The organism is Streptomyces endocoffeicus (assembly GCF_016741935.1).
In the GTDB taxonomy this organism is placed as follows: domain Bacteria; phylum Actinomycetota; class Actinomycetes; order Streptomycetales; family Streptomycetaceae; genus Streptomyces; species Streptomyces endocoffeicus.
The window spans coordinates 1-15,240 of sequence record NZ_JAERRG010000048.1; the positions used below are offsets into that span (position 1 = coordinate 1).

At 70.8% G+C, this 15,240-nt stretch carries 13 protein-coding genes; 2 read left to right on the forward strand and 11 right to left on the reverse strand.

Annotated features, from left to right (window positions below; genetic code table 11):
- Positions 1-379: 379 nt before the first annotated feature.
- The 4 genes from JK364_RS49630 to JK364_RS49645 form a co-directional block, all read right to left on the reverse strand.
- A complete protein-coding gene (locus JK364_RS49630) occupies positions 380-940 on the reverse strand; it encodes a hypothetical protein (protein WP_201858072.1) in 561 nt (186 codons plus the stop codon).
- 188 nt (positions 941-1,128) lie between these two features.
- Positions 1,129-2,388: a helix-turn-helix domain-containing protein gene (locus JK364_RS49635; protein WP_307841654.1), complete on the reverse strand. Its 1,260-nt coding sequence runs from the start codon at positions 2,386-2,388 to the stop codon at positions 1,129-1,131.
- 12 nt (positions 2,389-2,400) lie between these two features.
- Positions 2,401-3,858: a purine-cytosine permease family protein gene (locus JK364_RS49640; RefSeq protein ID WP_201858073.1), complete on the reverse strand. Its 1,458-nt coding sequence runs from the start codon at positions 3,856-3,858 to the stop codon at positions 2,401-2,403.
- A complete protein-coding gene (locus JK364_RS49645; protein ID WP_201858074.1) occupies positions 3,855-5,051 on the reverse strand; it encodes a serine hydrolase domain-containing protein in 1,197 nt (398 codons plus the stop codon). The genes JK364_RS49640 and JK364_RS49645 overlap by 4 nt, the downstream gene beginning before the upstream one ends.
- 114 nt (positions 5,052-5,165) lie before the next feature.
- Between JK364_RS49645 and JK364_RS49650 the strand changes: the two genes are divergently transcribed.
- A complete protein-coding gene (locus tag JK364_RS49650) occupies positions 5,166-6,104 on the forward strand; it encodes a LysR family transcriptional regulator (protein ID WP_201858075.1) in 939 nt (312 codons plus the stop codon).
- A gap of 418 nt (positions 6,105-6,522) precedes the next feature.
- Positions 6,523-7,644: an ArsR/SmtB family transcription factor gene (locus JK364_RS49655; protein WP_201858076.1), complete on the forward strand. Its 1,122-nt coding sequence runs from the start codon at positions 6,523-6,525 to the stop codon at positions 7,642-7,644.
- 146 nt (positions 7,645-7,790) lie between these two features.
- Here the strand turns inward: JK364_RS49655 and JK364_RS49660 are convergent, their stop codons facing one another.
- The 7 genes from JK364_RS49660 to pcaH all read right to left on the reverse strand — a co-directional run bounded on the left by JK364_RS49660 (position 7,791) and on the right by pcaH (position 15,217).
- On the reverse strand, positions 7,791-8,657 hold the full coding sequence (locus tag JK364_RS49660; RefSeq protein WP_201858077.1) for a carbohydrate ABC transporter permease: 867 nt from the start codon (positions 8,655-8,657) through the stop codon (positions 7,791-7,793).
- On the reverse strand, positions 8,657-9,583 hold the full coding sequence (locus JK364_RS49665) for a carbohydrate ABC transporter permease (protein ID WP_201858078.1): 927 nt from the start codon (positions 9,581-9,583) through the stop codon (positions 8,657-8,659). The genes JK364_RS49660 and JK364_RS49665 overlap by 1 nt, the downstream gene beginning before the upstream one ends.
- Positions 9,583-10,848: an ABC transporter substrate-binding protein gene (locus tag JK364_RS49670; protein WP_201858079.1), complete on the reverse strand. Its 1,266-nt coding sequence runs from the start codon at positions 10,846-10,848 to the stop codon at positions 9,583-9,585. The genes JK364_RS49665 and JK364_RS49670 overlap by 1 nt, the downstream gene beginning before the upstream one ends.
- A gap of 88 nt (positions 10,849-10,936) precedes the next feature.
- Positions 10,937-12,178: a bifunctional 3-oxoadipate enol-lactonase/4-carboxymuconolactone decarboxylase PcaDC gene (gene pcaDC / locus JK364_RS49675; protein WP_230993760.1), complete on the reverse strand. Its 1,242-nt coding sequence runs from the start codon at positions 12,176-12,178 to the stop codon at positions 10,937-10,939.
- Between the two features lie 288 nt (positions 12,179-12,466).
- The gene (gene pcaB / locus JK364_RS49680) at positions 12,467-13,717 is read right to left on the reverse strand and encodes a 3-carboxy-cis,cis-muconate cycloisomerase (protein WP_307841655.1); all 1,251 of its coding nucleotides are present in this window, start codon (positions 13,715-13,717) and stop codon (positions 12,467-12,469) included.
- An 88-nt stretch (positions 13,718-13,805) separates the two neighbouring features.
- On the reverse strand, positions 13,806-14,450 hold the full coding sequence (gene pcaG, locus JK364_RS49685; protein WP_201858081.1) for a protocatechuate 3,4-dioxygenase subunit alpha: 645 nt from the start codon (positions 14,448-14,450) through the stop codon (positions 13,806-13,808).
- Positions 14,450-15,217, reverse strand: coding sequence for a protocatechuate 3,4-dioxygenase subunit beta (pcaH, locus tag JK364_RS49690; RefSeq protein WP_201858082.1), 768 nt, complete (start codon positions 15,215-15,217; stop codon positions 14,450-14,452). Before pcaH ends, pcaG begins: the two co-directional genes overlap by 1 nt.
- Between the last annotated feature and the right edge of the window lie 23 nt (positions 15,218-15,240).

Below are 15,240 nucleotides of genomic sequence, written 5' to 3' on the forward strand. Positions count from 1 at the left end.
ACGATCCTGCCCGGCGCACGACTACGCCGTCGGCTGTTCTGGCGCTACACGCTCGTATGGAATCACCGTTGATCGCCCCCTCCTTCAACCACGAACCTTATTTCTGTGAAAGCCAGGTGGTTTGAGAAACGCCAACCGTCGACGTTCTCAAAGCACCTGCCGCCTCCGCAGGTCAGCGAGCTGCTATCTGCCAGATGCGCTGCGACAGGACACCTTGTAACGCGTGCCTGGGCCTCGGGTGCGGGTTCGCCCCTGCGAGTGAAGGAGGGCCCGAGGAAGCCGAGGGCGAGGCCGAGGTACCGCTGTGGTTCGGAGCAGGAGCCGAGACAGCCATCCCGGGATCGTTGTCCGTGCCCCCCCAACGCCGCGCGGAGGGTCATCAATATCCGCGGTACTGAACGGCTACCGTCGACATGATCCTTTCGGCGGTAGCCGTTGCCTTGGAACCGAAGGATCTGACACAGGCACTGAGCGGGAACGCATCGCGGTCCGAAGGTGTTGTCAAGGTCTTCTCCCATCGGTTGTGGTGACGGGGCACGGCGCGACGGTGGTGCCTCACCTGGCTTCCTCCGGCCGGGCCTGCCGCGTGGCCTCCTCGTAGGCGTGCAACAGTCGCTCCCCGGTCTCGCACTTGGCGCTGGGCGTCCGGCAGGACAGGCAACCCGCGGCGTGTTCGCAGCCGCGGGTCGGTCAGGTACCCGTCGCGGGTGAACGGGACTCGCCAGTGCGAGCCGGGCGGGGCGAGCCGGTCCACGGGAGGAACGCCGAGGTAGGTGGCGACGCCTTCGACCGCACCGAGGACGTGGACGCAGTAGAGGTTCCAGGTTGCGGCGGCCCCAGGGACGATGAGCCAGTAGAGGGTGTTGCAGCGGTCCTTGATGACGGCGCCGGACTGGGCGCCGAGGACACCGAGGGCGTGCTCGCCGATCTCCTCCGGCACGCGGACCGCGTCCCACCATGTGCCCGTGGGTAAGGCTGTGGCTTGTGACCCGGTAGGTGGTGTCCACTGCTCGGCGTTGGTCGTCATAGGCGGCTCCGTGCACGGTCTGTGTTCCGACCGTCACATCGTGCCGACCGACAAGGCGCTCAGTGTTCCCAGACGCGGAACAATGGGGCGCCTTGGCGATGCTACATACCCACCCACGCAGCCAACGACGACAGAGACTCAGGCGCCCGTCGCTGACGGCGCACCAGGACGCCGACGGTCTCACGCACCAGCGGGTGATATCGGGCCTGCTGCGGCGCTACCTTCCGCGCCCGTACCAAGAACCGTTCAGCAGCTTCTGTCTTGCCCATCTGCGCGTAGGCACGGGCCATCTCGATGTAGTACCGGCCCACTCGCACGCGGGGGTGCGTCTCCGGGAAGTGCAGCTTCTTGGACAACTTCACCGCCTCGCCGAGCTCGCCGAGCTCCACGTTGGTCGCGACGTCGAAGTGCTGCACGTTCGTCAGGCCGAACGATGACCAGTACACGTTCGGCACATCCCGGCCGATCTTCTTGGCCATCTCGTGTGCCAGGCCCATGTAGCCGGTAACGGCGTCAGCGTCCTTGGCTTGGGCGGCCGCGATGGCCGACGCGAGATGCAGGCTGCCCGTCACTGCGAGCGCCTCAACGGACTCGGGTTGCTCGACCTGGCCGATGAGCCGATGGCCGCGCGTGATGATCTGGAGCGACATCTGGTTGTTCCCGCGTCGGAGCAGCATGCTCGACCGCTTGTTCAGGCGGATGGCGAGCAGCAGCGGGTCCTGTGCCTGCTCCGCCATCCACCCCATGCGCTCCAGCGCGATCGAGGCAAGATCGTGGTAGCCGACCCGGTAGGTGAACTCGTATGCCACCCAGTAGCACCAGCTCAGCGACGAGGTAGCGCGCCGGTGACTCTCGCCCGGCGACAGCAGGCTGACCATGGTGGCGAGTTCGCCGAGCAGGCCGGGCAGCTTCGACCCGATGTCCTTGTACTCGGTGGCGGAGGCCCCGGCGCACAGCGCTCGCACGTCGCTCTCCACCTGGTCGATGGGCCGGGGGGTGATGTGCGGGTCCGGCCCGAGGTCGTACATGTCGAGCGCCTCGGACAGTGGGGAGATCAGCCGGTCGAGATGGTCCTGCCGTAACTCGGAGATGTACGGCTGGCCATTGAGCACGGCCACGTCCACCTGAAGTACGCGGGCGACGGCGGCCACGACGGAGGGTGTGGCCGGAGCCAGGCCGCGCTCGACTTTGGCGATGGTGCCACGGGAGAGGAACGAGCGCTGCGCCAGTGCGGTCTGGGTGAGTTGACGCAGTTTCCGGTAGTCCGCGATGCGTGCGCCGGTGTGTTCCTCATTGCTCTGCGGCATGGTGAACTCCGTTCTGGCCTCGACACTCAGAACGGTGCCCGCGCCCGACGCCACGCGTACGGCTGATCACCGACCGTAGCTCGCACCGTGCTGCTCCCGCGGCGGGGCGGTACCGGCCGCGGGCGGGGCCTCCGGCCCGGCCCCGCCGCCGCGGTTCGCCCGGGCGAGTGCGCAGTAGCCGACTCCGCCCACCACCAGGCCGACCAGCCAGGCGATGTCGGCACCGCCGAGCGGCTTCACCAAGGGGCCGACGTAGAGGCTGCTGTTGACGAACGGCAGCTCCGCCGCGATCGACACCGCGTAGAGGATGAGCGTCCCCCAGTTGCATCGTCCGTAGCGGCCGTCCGGTTCGAAGAGGGCGGCGATGTCGTAGTGGCCGCGCCGGACGAAGTAGTAGTCGGTGAGGTTGATGGCCGTCCACGGGATGAGCAGATACAGCAGGAACAGCGTGATGTTCGTATAGGTCGTGATCATGCTCCCGCTGGACAGGATGGCGAGGACCGCCCCGACCAGGGTGAAGCCGATGACGAAGAGCGCGCGGGCGAGTGCCGGGGAGCGCAGTCTGTCCTTCCGGGAAAAGATGCTGAGGGTGGAGAGGAAGGCACCGTAGGCGCCTTCGGCTCCGGCCGGGATCATGGACATCAACAGGGCGAAGACCACCAGGCCGCTGATCGCCGGGTAGCGGTCGGCGAGAAAGCCGATCGCGTCCGCGTCCAGTGCCTGGTCGTTGACCGCGGCGGCCATCGCGCCGATGACCATCGTGAGCGTGCCGCCCACCGCCGATCCGAGGTAGGTGTACCAGAAGGTGGTTGCTCTGGGGGTGTCCTCGGGCAGATAGCGCGAGTAGTCGGAGACGTAGGGCGCCCAGGTGACCTGCCAGGAGATGGAGATCGAGACGGCGAGCAGCACCGTGCCCGGTGTGGCCGGGGAGCCGGAGTTCGGCAGGTGGGCGGGAAGGTGGGTGGCGAGCTGCGCGAACAGTGCCAGGAACACGATTCCCGAGAGCACGGAGATCACCCGCGCGGTGGCGTGAATCAGCTTGTAGCCGACCAGCGCGACCAGCAGGTGCAGCACGCAGAAGATCACGATGCCCGCGGACTTGGGCAGGCCGGTCCAGCCGGCCAGTGCCCCGCCGCCCACCAGGCCGCCCTCGACCGCGAAGCCCAGGTACATCAGAACGACGATGAAGGAGGGCAGCGCCCCGCCGAGAAACCCGAACTGGGCCCGGCTCTGGATCATCTGCGGGACGCCGAGCTCCGGCCCCTGCACGCTGTGGTAGGCCATGAAGACGCCACCGACCAGGTTGCCGATGACGATCGTGGCGATGGCCCACTTCAGGTCGAGGCCGAGCGTGACGGCCACCGCCCCGGTGACCACCGCGGTCATCTGTACGTTGCTGGAGAACCAGAGGGTGAGCTGATGCCACGGCTTGCCGTGGCGCTCGGAGGCGGGGATGTGCTCGATGCCGTGCTGTTCGAGGGTCGGTGCGGGGTCCGGGCCCGGCACCGCGGCGTCGCCGCTCATCGCGCCTCCTGGCCGGGGTGGGAGGACCGGCGGGCGGCGGCGACCGCGGCCGCGATCTGAGTGAGGCACGAGGCGTGCTCGGCGCGCTGTGCGCGGGGGCCCAGCAGGCTGGACTGTTTGGCGATGACCACGTCCCGTTCGGGATCGAGCCAGAGGTACTGGCCGAAGATGCCGAGGCCGAGGAAGCTCCCGGCGGCGTCGCCGGTGATCCACCACTTATTGCGGTACGACCCGTTCGGGTGGACCTCGCGGAAGTCCGCGTCCGGGACCACCCCGGACGGCGCACCACCACGGGTGGTGCGGACCCATGCCTCCGGGATGACCTGAGTGCCGCCGGCCGAGCCGTTGTCCAGCACACAGCGTCCGAAGCGGGCCAGATCGCGCGCCGTCGCGTTGATCCCGGCGCAGGCGTAGGGGGTGCCCTCCGGGTCGGTGGTGACCAGGGCGTCGTGTTCGGCGCCGATGCGGGACCAGATCCGGTCGGCGATCACCTCGGGGTAGGGCTGTCCGGCGGCTCGTTCGAGGATCCAGGCGAGGACGTCGGTGGTGGCCGAGCAGTACTGGGTGGAGCGGCCGTGCGGCCGGTCGCCCGGCTCGAGGGCGGCAAGGAAGGCGCGCACGGCCGGGTCCTCGGGGCCGCGCGGGCGCCAGCCGGAGGCGCGGTCCAGCGCCTGCACCTCGGAAGCCGGATCACGGTAGTCATGGTTGAACCGAAGCGAGACCGACATGTCCAAGACCTGGCCCACGGTGGCGGTCCCGTACGCCGAGGCGGCGAGTTCGGGCACATAGGACTCGACCGGGGCGGACAGCGTGAGGCGGCCCTCGTCCACCAGACGGCCCGCGGCCATGCCCGCGATCGACTTCGAGATCGACATCAGAGCATGCCGCCGGTCCGGCCGCCCCTCGCCAAAGTACCGCTCGAAGACGATGTGCTCCCCGTGGAGCACCACGATCGCGTCGGTCCGGGTCCGCTCCAGGAACTCCGCCACCGTGCTGCGCGCCCCGGCCAGATCGACCTCGGCGTCCTCGAGCGGAAGGGGCGCCTCGGCAAAGGTGCGGTGCTCGCCGCGCCCCCGCGAGATCACGGCCGTCGGCAGGAACTCCTCGACATGGCTGAAGGCCCACCGGTTGACCGGCGGTTCGAGCCAGTCCCCGAGTGTGGGAGGCGGAGAGGCGGGTGCCATCGCGGACATGGGCGGACGCTCCGGGGAGTCGACGGTGAGGGGCCTCCATCGTCGTGAGCTCGAAGCATGCTGTCTAATACCAAAAATGCCGGGATTGCCATGCCGATATGGCATGATGCCGCGATGGAGATCAAGCGCCTTCGGTACTTCCTGGCCGTGGTCCGCGCCGGTACCGTCACCGCGGCGGCCGAACGGCTCCATCTCGCCCAACCCGCGCTCTCCCGGCAACTACGCCATCTGGAAGACGAGTTGGGGGTCGCGCTGTTCGACCGCTCCGGCCCGCGCCTGCGGCTGACCAGCGCCGGCCGGCAGCTCATCGACAGTGCGACCGACCTGGTCAGCCGCGCCGAACAGATCGAGTCGGTGGCGCATCACATGGCGCACGGCGGGCTGCGCCGCGTGGTCGTGGCGGCATCGGAGACCACGATCCACGAAGTGGTCGCCCCCTTCGTGGCCCGGCTGTCGTCCACCGATCCGTTCGTCTCGGTCCGGGAAGTGCCCGCACAGCAGGTGCCCCATACGGTTGCCGAGGGCGCCGACCTCGGCGTCGCCGCGACCGCGCCGGTCGCCCATGGGCTGAGCTGGCAGCCGCTGACGGATGTCCCACTGCGCGCCTATGTCGCCGCCACCCACCCCTGGGCCGTCCGGCGGCGCGGAAGCGTCGAGCTCGCCGAGCTGGTCCGGGAGCCACTCGTGCTGCTGACCGGCGAGCACCCGGCCAGGGCAGTGCTCGACCAGGCGGTCGTGGCGGCGGGTCTGGCCTTCGCGCAGGTGGAGGAGAGCTCAACCGCGCGGATGATCCAGGCCCTCGCCGCCGCTGGATCAGGCGTCGGCGTCGTCACGGACCTGCCGCACTTCTCCGCCCATCCGCTGCTGATCACCACCTCGGACGGGGATCCGCTGCGGCTCGCCCTGCACGCCTGCTGGTCCACTCGGCACTACGCGGCCTCCGCGATCGAGTCCTTCGTCGCCCGCCTCGGGGAATTCGCCACCACCCAGGTCCGCCCGGCGGCCTGGCGGCTGGACGCGGGCGGGGGCGCCGGTCACCGTCCGTCTTCCTGAACCACGAACGAAGGCGGCGGCGCGGCGCCTTCAGGGCGTCAGCGCGCCCCGGGGCCTCCGGATCTCAAAGGGGGCGGCACCTTGTGCGGAGGTGCCGCCCCCTCTCACTCCCCCCACGGGAGCTGTTGCCACGCGCATCGGCTACGTGCGGCAACACAAGTGCCCAGTCGCCGTAACGTACTCGTCACCCCCCACGGGAACGAGCAAACTGGCTCTGAGCACCGCCTGTTGAATTCCGGACGGCCCTCGGAAGTTTTTCCCGGTGGCCCCCGGTTTTCCTGGGGAACAGCTTTCCTCTTCCGGGCTCCGCGCCGCTCCCCGTTTCACATCTGGCTAAAAGGGCGTGGTGACTGACCGTGCCAGCGTGCATACTCATCGGTGATCGGGGGGCGATCGCAATGTCACGTGTGGGGGTCTGGTGCTCCGTGTTCATTTCAGTGAACTCGATCTGGCCCGGCTGCGGATGGCGGTCCGCCCGGACGCGCTCTGGGAAACCGTTTTAAGTTTCCATAGGCTGCGGGAGAACCGGGCCGAGACCGTATACGGGAAATGGCGTTCGGAGGCTCGAAACCGACTCAACGGCGAAGCGCGGCTCCTTGCGCCGCTCATTCCGTCGCGCGGCTATTTCCCGGACTTCCTGACACCCGCCGAAGGGGTAATCGGTTGCGATGCCGCGATGTCCGCACTGCGCGCCATCTCGGGTGAGCGCTTGCACACGGAGCTGGCCGGGCTTCCGGCGGCCCGGGCGCTTCCGGGGTGGATACGGGATCTGGCGCAGGGCGAGCGAAGATCGCTGGACCGGCTGATCAGGACGCTGCGCGCCTACCATCAGGCCGCCGTCGCCCCGTACTGGCCGCATATCCAGGCCCGGATCGAGGCGGACCGGGTGGCCCGGGGCCGTGCCCTGCTGGACGGGGGCGCCGACGGGCTGCTGGCCTCGCTGCCGCCGACGATGCGGTGGCGGGCGCCCGTGCTGGAGGTCGACTATCCGGTGGACCGCGATCTGTGGCTGCGGGGGCGGGGGTTGCTGCTGTTGCCGTCGTTCTTCTGCCGGGGGACGCCGGTGACCTTCCGGGACCCGGATCTGACGCCCGTTCTGGTCTACCCCGTCGAACACGCCCGGTGCGGTCTGATTCCCCGCCCCGAGCAGCGGCCCGCCGTCAGGTCCGGAGCCGGGTCGGGGGCCGGGCCCGGGTCGGGGTCCGGCTCCGGGTCCGGGTCCGGGTCCGCCCAGACGCTCGGCAAGCTGGTCGGGCAGACCCGCTCGGCGGTGTTGCTGGAGGTCGGCGGCGGCTGTACGACCAGTGAACTCGCCCGCAGGGTGGGCGTATCGCTGGCCTCGGCCAGCCAGCACGCCAGTGTGCTGCGCGAGGCGGGCCTGGTGCACACCCTGCGCCAGGGCAGCGCCGTCCTGCACACGCTGACCCCGCTGGGTGCGGCGCTGCTGCGGGGCGGGGCGCCGGGGGAGCGGGTCTTCGGGGTACCGGCGGCGCTGCCGCCGGTCGCCACGAGTGGGCGGGGGCCGTCAGGGCGCGGATGAGGTCTCCCGGCCCTCGGCTTCCCGACCCTCCGCTTCCCGGCTCTCCGCTAGGTCTGGCTGCGGCGGTACGCCCCGCTGCCGGATGACGGCCCGGCCGCCGGATGACGGCCCGGCTGCCGGATAAGCCGCACCGGCCTCAGTCGTCCTCAGTCGTCGATGCCCGTGCGCTCGACGCCCGCGACGATATAGCGCTGGAGCACCAGGAAGACCACCAGCAGCGGCACGATCGACACCGCCGCCGCCACGAACAGCTCATGGAGGTTGACGGTCTGGGCGGTGGTGAACGTCGACAGCGCCACCTGCACCGTCCACGCGTCCCGGTCCTGGCCGATGACCAGCGGCCACAGGAAGGAGTTCCAGGCGCCGATGAAGACGATCGTGCCGACCGCCGCGAAGACCGGCCGGGAGTTCGGCACCACGACCCGCCAGTACGTGCGCCAGTAGCCAAGACCGTCCACCCGCGCCGCGTCCTCCAGCTCCCGGGGAAAGCCCAGGAAGTACTGGCGGAAGATGAACGCCGCGACCGCGCTGAACAGCGTGGGCACCACCAGACCGCGCAGCGTGGACACCCAGCCGAGCGAGCTGACCAGCACAAAGCTGGGCACGAAGGTGACCGCCGCCGGGACCATCAGGGTGCCCAGGATCCAGTAGAAGACCACATTGGCGTAGGCGTACGGGATGCGCGCCAGACCGTACCCGGCGAGCGAGGCCAGCAGCAGGGTGCCCACGGTGGTGAGGACCGCGATCAGCGAGGAGTTGAGCAGCGCGTGCGCCATCGGCACATTGGGGTCGTCGAACAGCTCGCGGACGTTGGACCAGTGCAGCTCGCCCGGGAAGAACGTCCAGCCGGGCGAGGTGATGTCCGCCTCGCTGGACAGGCCGTTGCGTATGAGGAGATAGAAGGGGATCAGGAACAGCAGCGCGAGGGCGATGAGCAGCACCAGCCGCACCGCGCGCCCCACGCCGACCAGGGCGTCCCGTACGTCACGCGAGTCGCGAGAGCGGGGGTGCATCAGTCCTCCTTCCGGCCCAGGCCGAACCAGCGGGCCTGCACCACCGTCACCACGGCGATGATCAGCGCCAGGATCACCGCGCCCGCACTGCCCAGGCCCAGGTTCTGCCCCTGGCCCAGCGCCGTGTAGTAGAGGTAGACCAGCGGCGGGCGGGCGTAGGGCGGATAGCCGCGCGAGTCCGACAGCAGGTTGTAGAACTCGTCGAACGCCTGGAAGGCGTTGATCACCAGCAGCAGCACCACCGCGACCGAGGTCGCCCGCAGCTGCGGAAAGGTGATGTGCCGGAACACCTGCCAGCCGGGCCGGGCCCCGTCCACGGCCGCCGCCTCGTACAGCCGCGGGGGGATGCGCTGCAGCCCGGCCAGGAACAGCACCATGTAGAACCCCGCCTGGAGCCACAGCCGTACGGTCACGATGACCAGCCAGTACCAGGGCGGGTCCGTGGTCGACAGCCAGGCGATCTGATCGGCGCCGAACCGGTCCAGCACGGTGTTGGCCAGCCCGAACCGCACCCCGTTGAAGATCGACATCTTCCAGATCAGCGCCGCCACCACATACGAGCACGCCACCGGCAGGAAGAACACCGACCGGAAGAACGCCTGAGCCCAGCGCAGCCGGTTGACCATCAGCGCCAGCGCGAGCGAGAGCGCGTAGGTGGCCGGGACGATGAACGCCGTGAAGACCAGGAAGGTCACCAGGCTGCCGGTGAACGCGTCGTCGCCCAGCATCGCCGCGTAGTTGTCGAAGCCGACGAAGTCCGTGGGCGAGACGGTGTTGTGCGCGTCGAAGAAGCTGAGGTAGACGCTCCAGGCCAGCGGGACATAGGTGAAGAGGGTCAGCCCCAGGACGAACGGGCCGACGAAAATCCAGAACCACAGATGGCGGTTCTGCGGGCCCAGGAGCCTGCGGACGAACGCCCCCCGCATCAGTTCTTCTTCTGCACGCGCCGCAGCTCGGCCTCGGTCTTGCGGACCACCGACCGCAGCTCGCCGTCCGGATCGGCCCCGCCCTTGATGATCCGGCTCAGCGCGTCCTGGTACGCCGTACGGCTCGCGGAGGTCCACAGCAGCGGCTCGGCACGGCCGTGGTCGGTGGCGAAGCGCACCGCCTCACCGGCCGCGCCCTGCCGCAGCTTGGCCGCCTTCGTGGCCAGCGAGATCCGGGCGGGGATGTGGAAGCCGTAGCGGAGCGCGAAGTCCTCCTGGTAGTCGGTCCGTTGCACCCACAGCCACTTCACATACGCCTTCGCCAGCGCCTTGTGCCGGGACCGGGCGCTGACCGCCGCCCCGTACGCGCCGACCGGCACCGCGGGCGCGCCGTGCGCCCCGTCCTGGGGGAACGGCAGCACCCCGAAGTCCTCCCCCAGCGCCTTCTTCACCTGCGGCAGCGCCCAGAGCCCGGACCACTGCATGGCGGTGAGCCCCTGCGTGAACGCGGCCGGGTCCGACCAGTCGGAGGGCGCCCCGAGCAGCAGCGACTTCTCGGCGTAGAGCTGACGCAGCTTGCCGAGCGTCCGGGCGGCGGCCGGATCGTCGAAGCCGACCTTGCCGTCCTCGGTGACCAGTGTGAGCCCGGCGGCGTTGAGCGGGGTGCCGCCGAGGACGCCGGGGCCGCCGTCATTGCCCAGGAAGAGCCCCTTGACGTCCTTGGTGGTCAGCTCCTTCGCCGCGTCGATCAGCGCGTCGAGGCTGCGCGGCGGCTCCACCCCCGAGGCCTCGAGCATGCTCTTGCGGTAGTAGAGCAACTGGGTGTCGATGGCCTGCGGAACGGCCCAGATCTTGCCCTGATACGTCTTCGGGGCGAGCACCGCCGGGTTGAAGTCGTCCTTGGCCTCGCTGAGGAGATCGGTGAGATCGACCACCTGGCCGCCCTGGATCTGGTCCAGCGTCGGGCCGTTGACCTCGAAGACGTCCGGGCCGGACTTCGTGAGCAGCGCGGCGGCGGTCTGCTGGTCGTAGTTGCCCGGCCGCCACTGCACCTGGACGCTCGCCTTCTCGAACGCGTCGGCGTAGCGCCTGACGGCCTGTTCGGTGCCGGGCTCGCCGTACTGGTGGTACCACTGTTCGATCATCGGCTGGCCGGCGTGGTCATCGCCGTCCCGCCCGGTGTTGGACCCACAGGCGGAGGCGAGCGCCCCCGTGAGGGCCAGCCCTCCGCCCGCACTCAGCAGCCTTCGGCGACTCATGGACATTGGCGTGCGCCCCCTCGTCTCCCGGTCTCCGTACGACCCAACGATCAACGATGGAGGCGGATTACGACAGAGGTGTTGCGGGGGGATGTCACTTTTCGGTACCGGAATGTGACGCAGAGTCGACGTCGGCCTCGGTGTCTACGTCGACCTCGGTGTCTACGTCGGCGTCGATGTCGTCGAAGACGCGCTGGGCGGTGGCGAAGGCCGAGTTGGCGGCCGGGACGCCGCAGTAGATCGCGGACTGCAGCAGCACCTCGCCGATCTCCTCACGGGTCAGCCCGTTGGTGAGCGCGGCCCGGATGTGCATGGCCAGTTCGGCGTCATGGCCGTGGGCGATCAGCGCGGTGAGGGTGATACAGCTGCGGGTCCGCCGGTCCAGCCCGTCGCCGGTCCAGATCTCGCCCCAGGCGTAGCGGGTGATGAAGTCCTGGAAGCGGGCCGTGAACGGGGTCGTCCGGGCCACCGCGCGATCCACGTGCGCGTCCCCGAGGATGGCCCGGCGCACCGCCATCCCGGCGTCGTGGCGTGAGGCGTCGTCCCGTGGTCGCGACGGTGCTGGGCCGTTGAGGTGGGTGAGCAGCGCCCCGGTGACCGCCTCCGGCCGCTCCACACCCGCGAGATGCGCCGCCCCGGCGACCTCGAGCAGGCTCGCGCCGGGCACCGCATCGGCGATGTGGCGGGCGTGGGAGGGCGGGGTCGCGGGGTCGTCGCGACCGGCCACGACGAGGGTGGGCGCGGTGATCTTCTCGAGGTCGGCCGTCATGTCGTACGCGGCGAGAGCGTCGCAGCAGGCGGCGTAGCCCGCACGGTCGGTGGCCCGCAGATCCTCGATCAGCGCGGCGCCGACGGGCGTACGGGCGAAGTCGCGCGAGAACCAGGTGCCCGGACGGCTCGCCACCATCGCCTCCGTCCCCTCGGCCCGTACGAGCGCGGCCCGCTCACGCCAGACGGCGGGCTCCCCGAAGCGGGCCGAGGAGCAGACGACGGACAGGCGGCTGATCCGGTCGGGGTGGTGTGCGGCGAGATACAGCCCGACAGCGCCGCCGATCGAAATCCCCGCGTACGCGAACCGCTCCCACCCCTGATCGTCGGCGAGCCGCAGCACGAGGGCGGCGAGATCGTCGATGGTGGCCGACCCGTCCGAGGGCAGCGGCGCGGCGGGGGAGCCGCCGTGACCGGGCAGATCCCAGCGCAGTACGCGGTGGCGTCGGGCGAGCGCGGGAAGCTGGGGCTCCCAGACGGTGAGAGAGGTGCCGAGGGAGGGGCCGAGGATGAGGGGTGGGGCGGTGGGGGGTCCGGTGAGGTTGTGGTGCGGGGGGTTGTTGGTCATGGGGTGGGTGCTCCGGGGGTGGTATGCGGCGTGGGCTGGGGCGTGGGCTGGGGTTGGTGGCCGGGTGCGGGCCGGCGGTTGTTCCCCACCCCGCCCCTTCCCGAACCATGGGCTCTGCCCCTGGACCCGGGGGCCCACCCGTTCAGCCAGGGGGCACCTCGGGGCATCTTCCAGCCCCTCCGGCGATTGAGGAGCGGGGGTCCGGGGGCGGAGCCCCCGAAGCAGGGGCTGGGGGCGCAGCCCCCAGTTTCGGGAAGGGGCGGGGTGGGGAACGGGCCCCCGCAGGGGTTACGCATCGCGGGCCAGGGCCCGCACCGTCAGCGCGGGGGCGGAGCCCACATACGCGGTCGGGTCCGTCAGCTCGCGTACGCGGTCGGGCGGCAGGACGCCCGACAGCGCTTCGGCCAGCCCCCTCCCCTCCCGAGCCGCCTGCGCCAGAAGCTCCTTCGCACGGGCCCGCCCGACCACCGGCGCGAGCGCGGCGATAAGGCGCTCGCTGACGATCAGGCCGCCCGTCAGCCCCAGGTTCGCGGCCATCCGGTCAGGGAAGACCCGCAGCCCGGAGGCGAGTTCCACGGCATCGCGGGCGGCACCCCCGGCGAGCCGCAACAGTTCCCGCAGCGGCTGCCACTCCGCGTGCCACGCCCCACCCGGCCGTTCGTCCTCCGCGGCGAGCGAGCCGAGCAGGGTCGCGGCATGCCCCGGGGCCTGGCGGGCCGCGGCGGCCATCAGCGTGGCACGCACGGGGTTCGACTTATGCGGCATCGCGGATGAACCACCCCCGGCCCCCTCCGCCACCTCACCGATCTCCGTCCGCGAGAGCACCAGCACATCCGCCGCCATCTTCCCCAGCGCCCCCACGGCGAAGGCGAGCGCGGTGCCCAGGTCGGCGACGGGGGTGCGCAGGGTGTGCCAGGGCAGTTCGGGTTCGGCGAGACCGGTCTCCTCGGCGAACCGGCGCAGCAGCGGAACCCCGCCGTCGAAGGCGGCCAACGTGCCCGCCGCACCGCCCAGTTGGGCGGGCGGCCGGAGCGCCGCGAGCCGGTCGCGGGCGTCCAGGGCGAGCGCCCGCCAGCCCGCCGCCTTCAGCCCGAAGGTGGTGGGTACGGCGTGCTGGGTGAGGGTGCGGCCGGGCATCGGGGTGTCGCGGTGCGCGGTGGCGAGCCGCGCCAGCTCCGCCGCCGTACGCTCCAGATCGGCCACGATCAGCGGCAGTGCCCGCGCGGCCACCAGCATCGCGGCCGTGTCCACGATGTCCTGGCTGGTCGCACCCCGGTGGACGTACGACGCGGCTTCGGCGTCCGTACGGGCCACCGCCGCCGTGAGATCGGCGACCAGCGGGATGACCGGGTTGCCCCCGGAGCGGGCGCGCAGCGCCAGATCGCGTACGTCGTACAGCTCGGCGCGGGCCGCGCCCGCCACCGCCTCCGCCGCTCCGGCCGGTGCCACCACCCTCGCCAGCGCGGCCTCGGCGTCCAGCATGGCCCGCAGAAACGCCGTGTCGCCCGTGGCGGCCTCCACCGCCGACCCGGCCCGCACCGGGGACAGCAGCCCTAGGTCCTGGCTGTCGGAACTACCGGAACTACCGGAACTACCGGAACTACCGGAACTACCGGAACTACCGGAACTACCGGAACTCAAGGAAAACCGTCTCCCCTTCGCCCTGTAGACGGATGTCGAAGCGATAGGTCCCCGGTGGGGACGCCGCCGTCGCCACCAGCGTCTCGCGGCGCGCCGGATCCAGCGAGGCGAGCAGCGGGTCGGCGGCGTTGGCCTCGGCGTTCTCGGGGAAGTACACGCGGGTGAAGAGGTGGTGCAGCAGCCCCCGGGCGTGGACGCAGACGCTGATGTACGGCGCGGCGGGCGCGGCCGGGCCGCCCGGCGGCAGCGTACGGGCCGTCCAGTGGCCGTCCGCGTCAGTGGCGATGCGGCCGAAGCCGGTGAAGTCCACGCCGTTGCGCCCGAGGAAGCCGCCGGTCACCGGGTCGCGCCGCATCGACCCGCCCGCCCCGGCGAGCGAGCCGTCCGGACCCGCCTGCCACAGCTCCACCAGCGCGTCCGGAACGGGAGCGCCCTCGCCGTCGCGGACCTGGCCGTGCAGCGTGATGGCGCCGGGGTGGCCCGCCGGGGCCATCTCGCCACCGCCGGGGAAGGGCAGGGCGTAGCCGTAGAAGGGGCCCACGGTGTGGGAGGGAGTGGGCGCGAGTGTCTCGGCGGATGCGAGCCCTTCGGCGGGTTCGGACCCCTGCGCGCGTTCAAGCCTCTCGCTCATCAGCGGCCCTCCTCGATCCACGTGGCCGACGGCCCGTCCAGCACGATGTCCCAGCGGTAGCCCAGCGACCACTCCGGCCGCGACAGCCCGTGGTCGTAACGGGCGACCAGCCGCTGCCGCGCCGAGTCGTCCGTCACCGACTGCAGGATCGGGTCGTAGGCGAAGAGCGGATCGCCGGGGAAGTACATCTGGGTGACCAGCCGCTGGGTGAACGCCGCGCCGAAGACGGAGAAGTGCAGATGCGCGGGGCGCCAGGCGTTCTCGTGGTTGCGCCACGGATACGCGCCCGGCTTGATGGTGGTGAAGTGGTACGAACCGTCGTCGCCGGTCAACGTCCGCCCCACGCCGGTGAAGTTGGGGTCGAGCGGTGCGGGGTGCTGATCGCGCAGATGGGCGTAGCGGCCCGACGCGTTGGCCTGCCACAGCTCGATGAGCTGCCCCCGGACGGGGCGGCCCCGGCTGTCCAGGAGCCGTCCGGAGACGGTGATCCGCTCGCCGAGCGGCTCGCCCTGGTGCCGCACCGTGAGGTCGTTGTCGATGGCGGTGATGTCGGTGTGGCCGAAGACCGGGGTGTGCAGCTCCACGGTCTCCGGGTCGCCGTGCACCGCGACCAGCGGCTGCTTGGGGTGGCGCAGCACACTGCTGCGGTACGGGGGGAAGTCGCGCGGCGGGTGGTCGGTGGCGGGAGCGCCCTCGGCGCGCGCCTTGTCGTACGACTCCCGTATGTGCGCGAGTTCGCTGTCGATGTCGGACTGGGTGAGAGCCATGTCTGCGGTCAGCCTTACCTTTC

Bases quoted from the DNA above. Each gene is read 5' to 3' on its own strand.
- JK364_RS49640 (WP_201858073.1), bottom strand. From the start codon at position 3,858: ATGAGCGGCGACGCCGCGGTGCCGGGCCCGGACCCCGCACCGACCCTC.
- JK364_RS49645 (WP_201858074.1), bottom strand. From the start codon at position 5,051: ATGTCCGCGATGGCACCCGCCTCTCCGCCTCCCACACTCGGGGACTGG.
- JK364_RS49650 (WP_201858075.1), top strand. From the start codon at position 5,166: ATGGAGATCAAGCGCCTTCGGTACTTCCTGGCCGTGGTCCGCGCCGGT.
- JK364_RS49660 (WP_201858077.1), bottom strand. From the start codon at position 8,657: ATGCACCCCCGCTCTCGCGACTCGCGTGACGTACGGGACGCCCTGGTC.
- JK364_RS49665 (WP_201858078.1), bottom strand. From the start codon at position 9,583: ATGCGGGGGGCGTTCGTCCGCAGGCTCCTGGGCCCGCAGAACCGCCAT.
- JK364_RS49670 (WP_201858079.1), bottom strand. From the start codon at position 10,848: ATGTCCATGAGTCGCCGAAGGCTGCTGAGTGCGGGCGGAGGGCTGGCC.
- pcaDC (WP_230993760.1), bottom strand. From the start codon at position 12,178: ATGACCAACAACCCCCCGCACCACAACCTCACCGGACCCCCCACCGCC.
- pcaG (WP_201858081.1), bottom strand. From the start codon at position 14,450: ATGAGCGAGAGGCTTGAACGCGCGCAGGGGTCCGAACCCGCCGAAGGG.
- pcaH (WP_201858082.1), bottom strand. From the start codon at position 15,217: ATGGCTCTCACCCAGTCCGACATCGACAGCGAACTCGCGCACATACGG.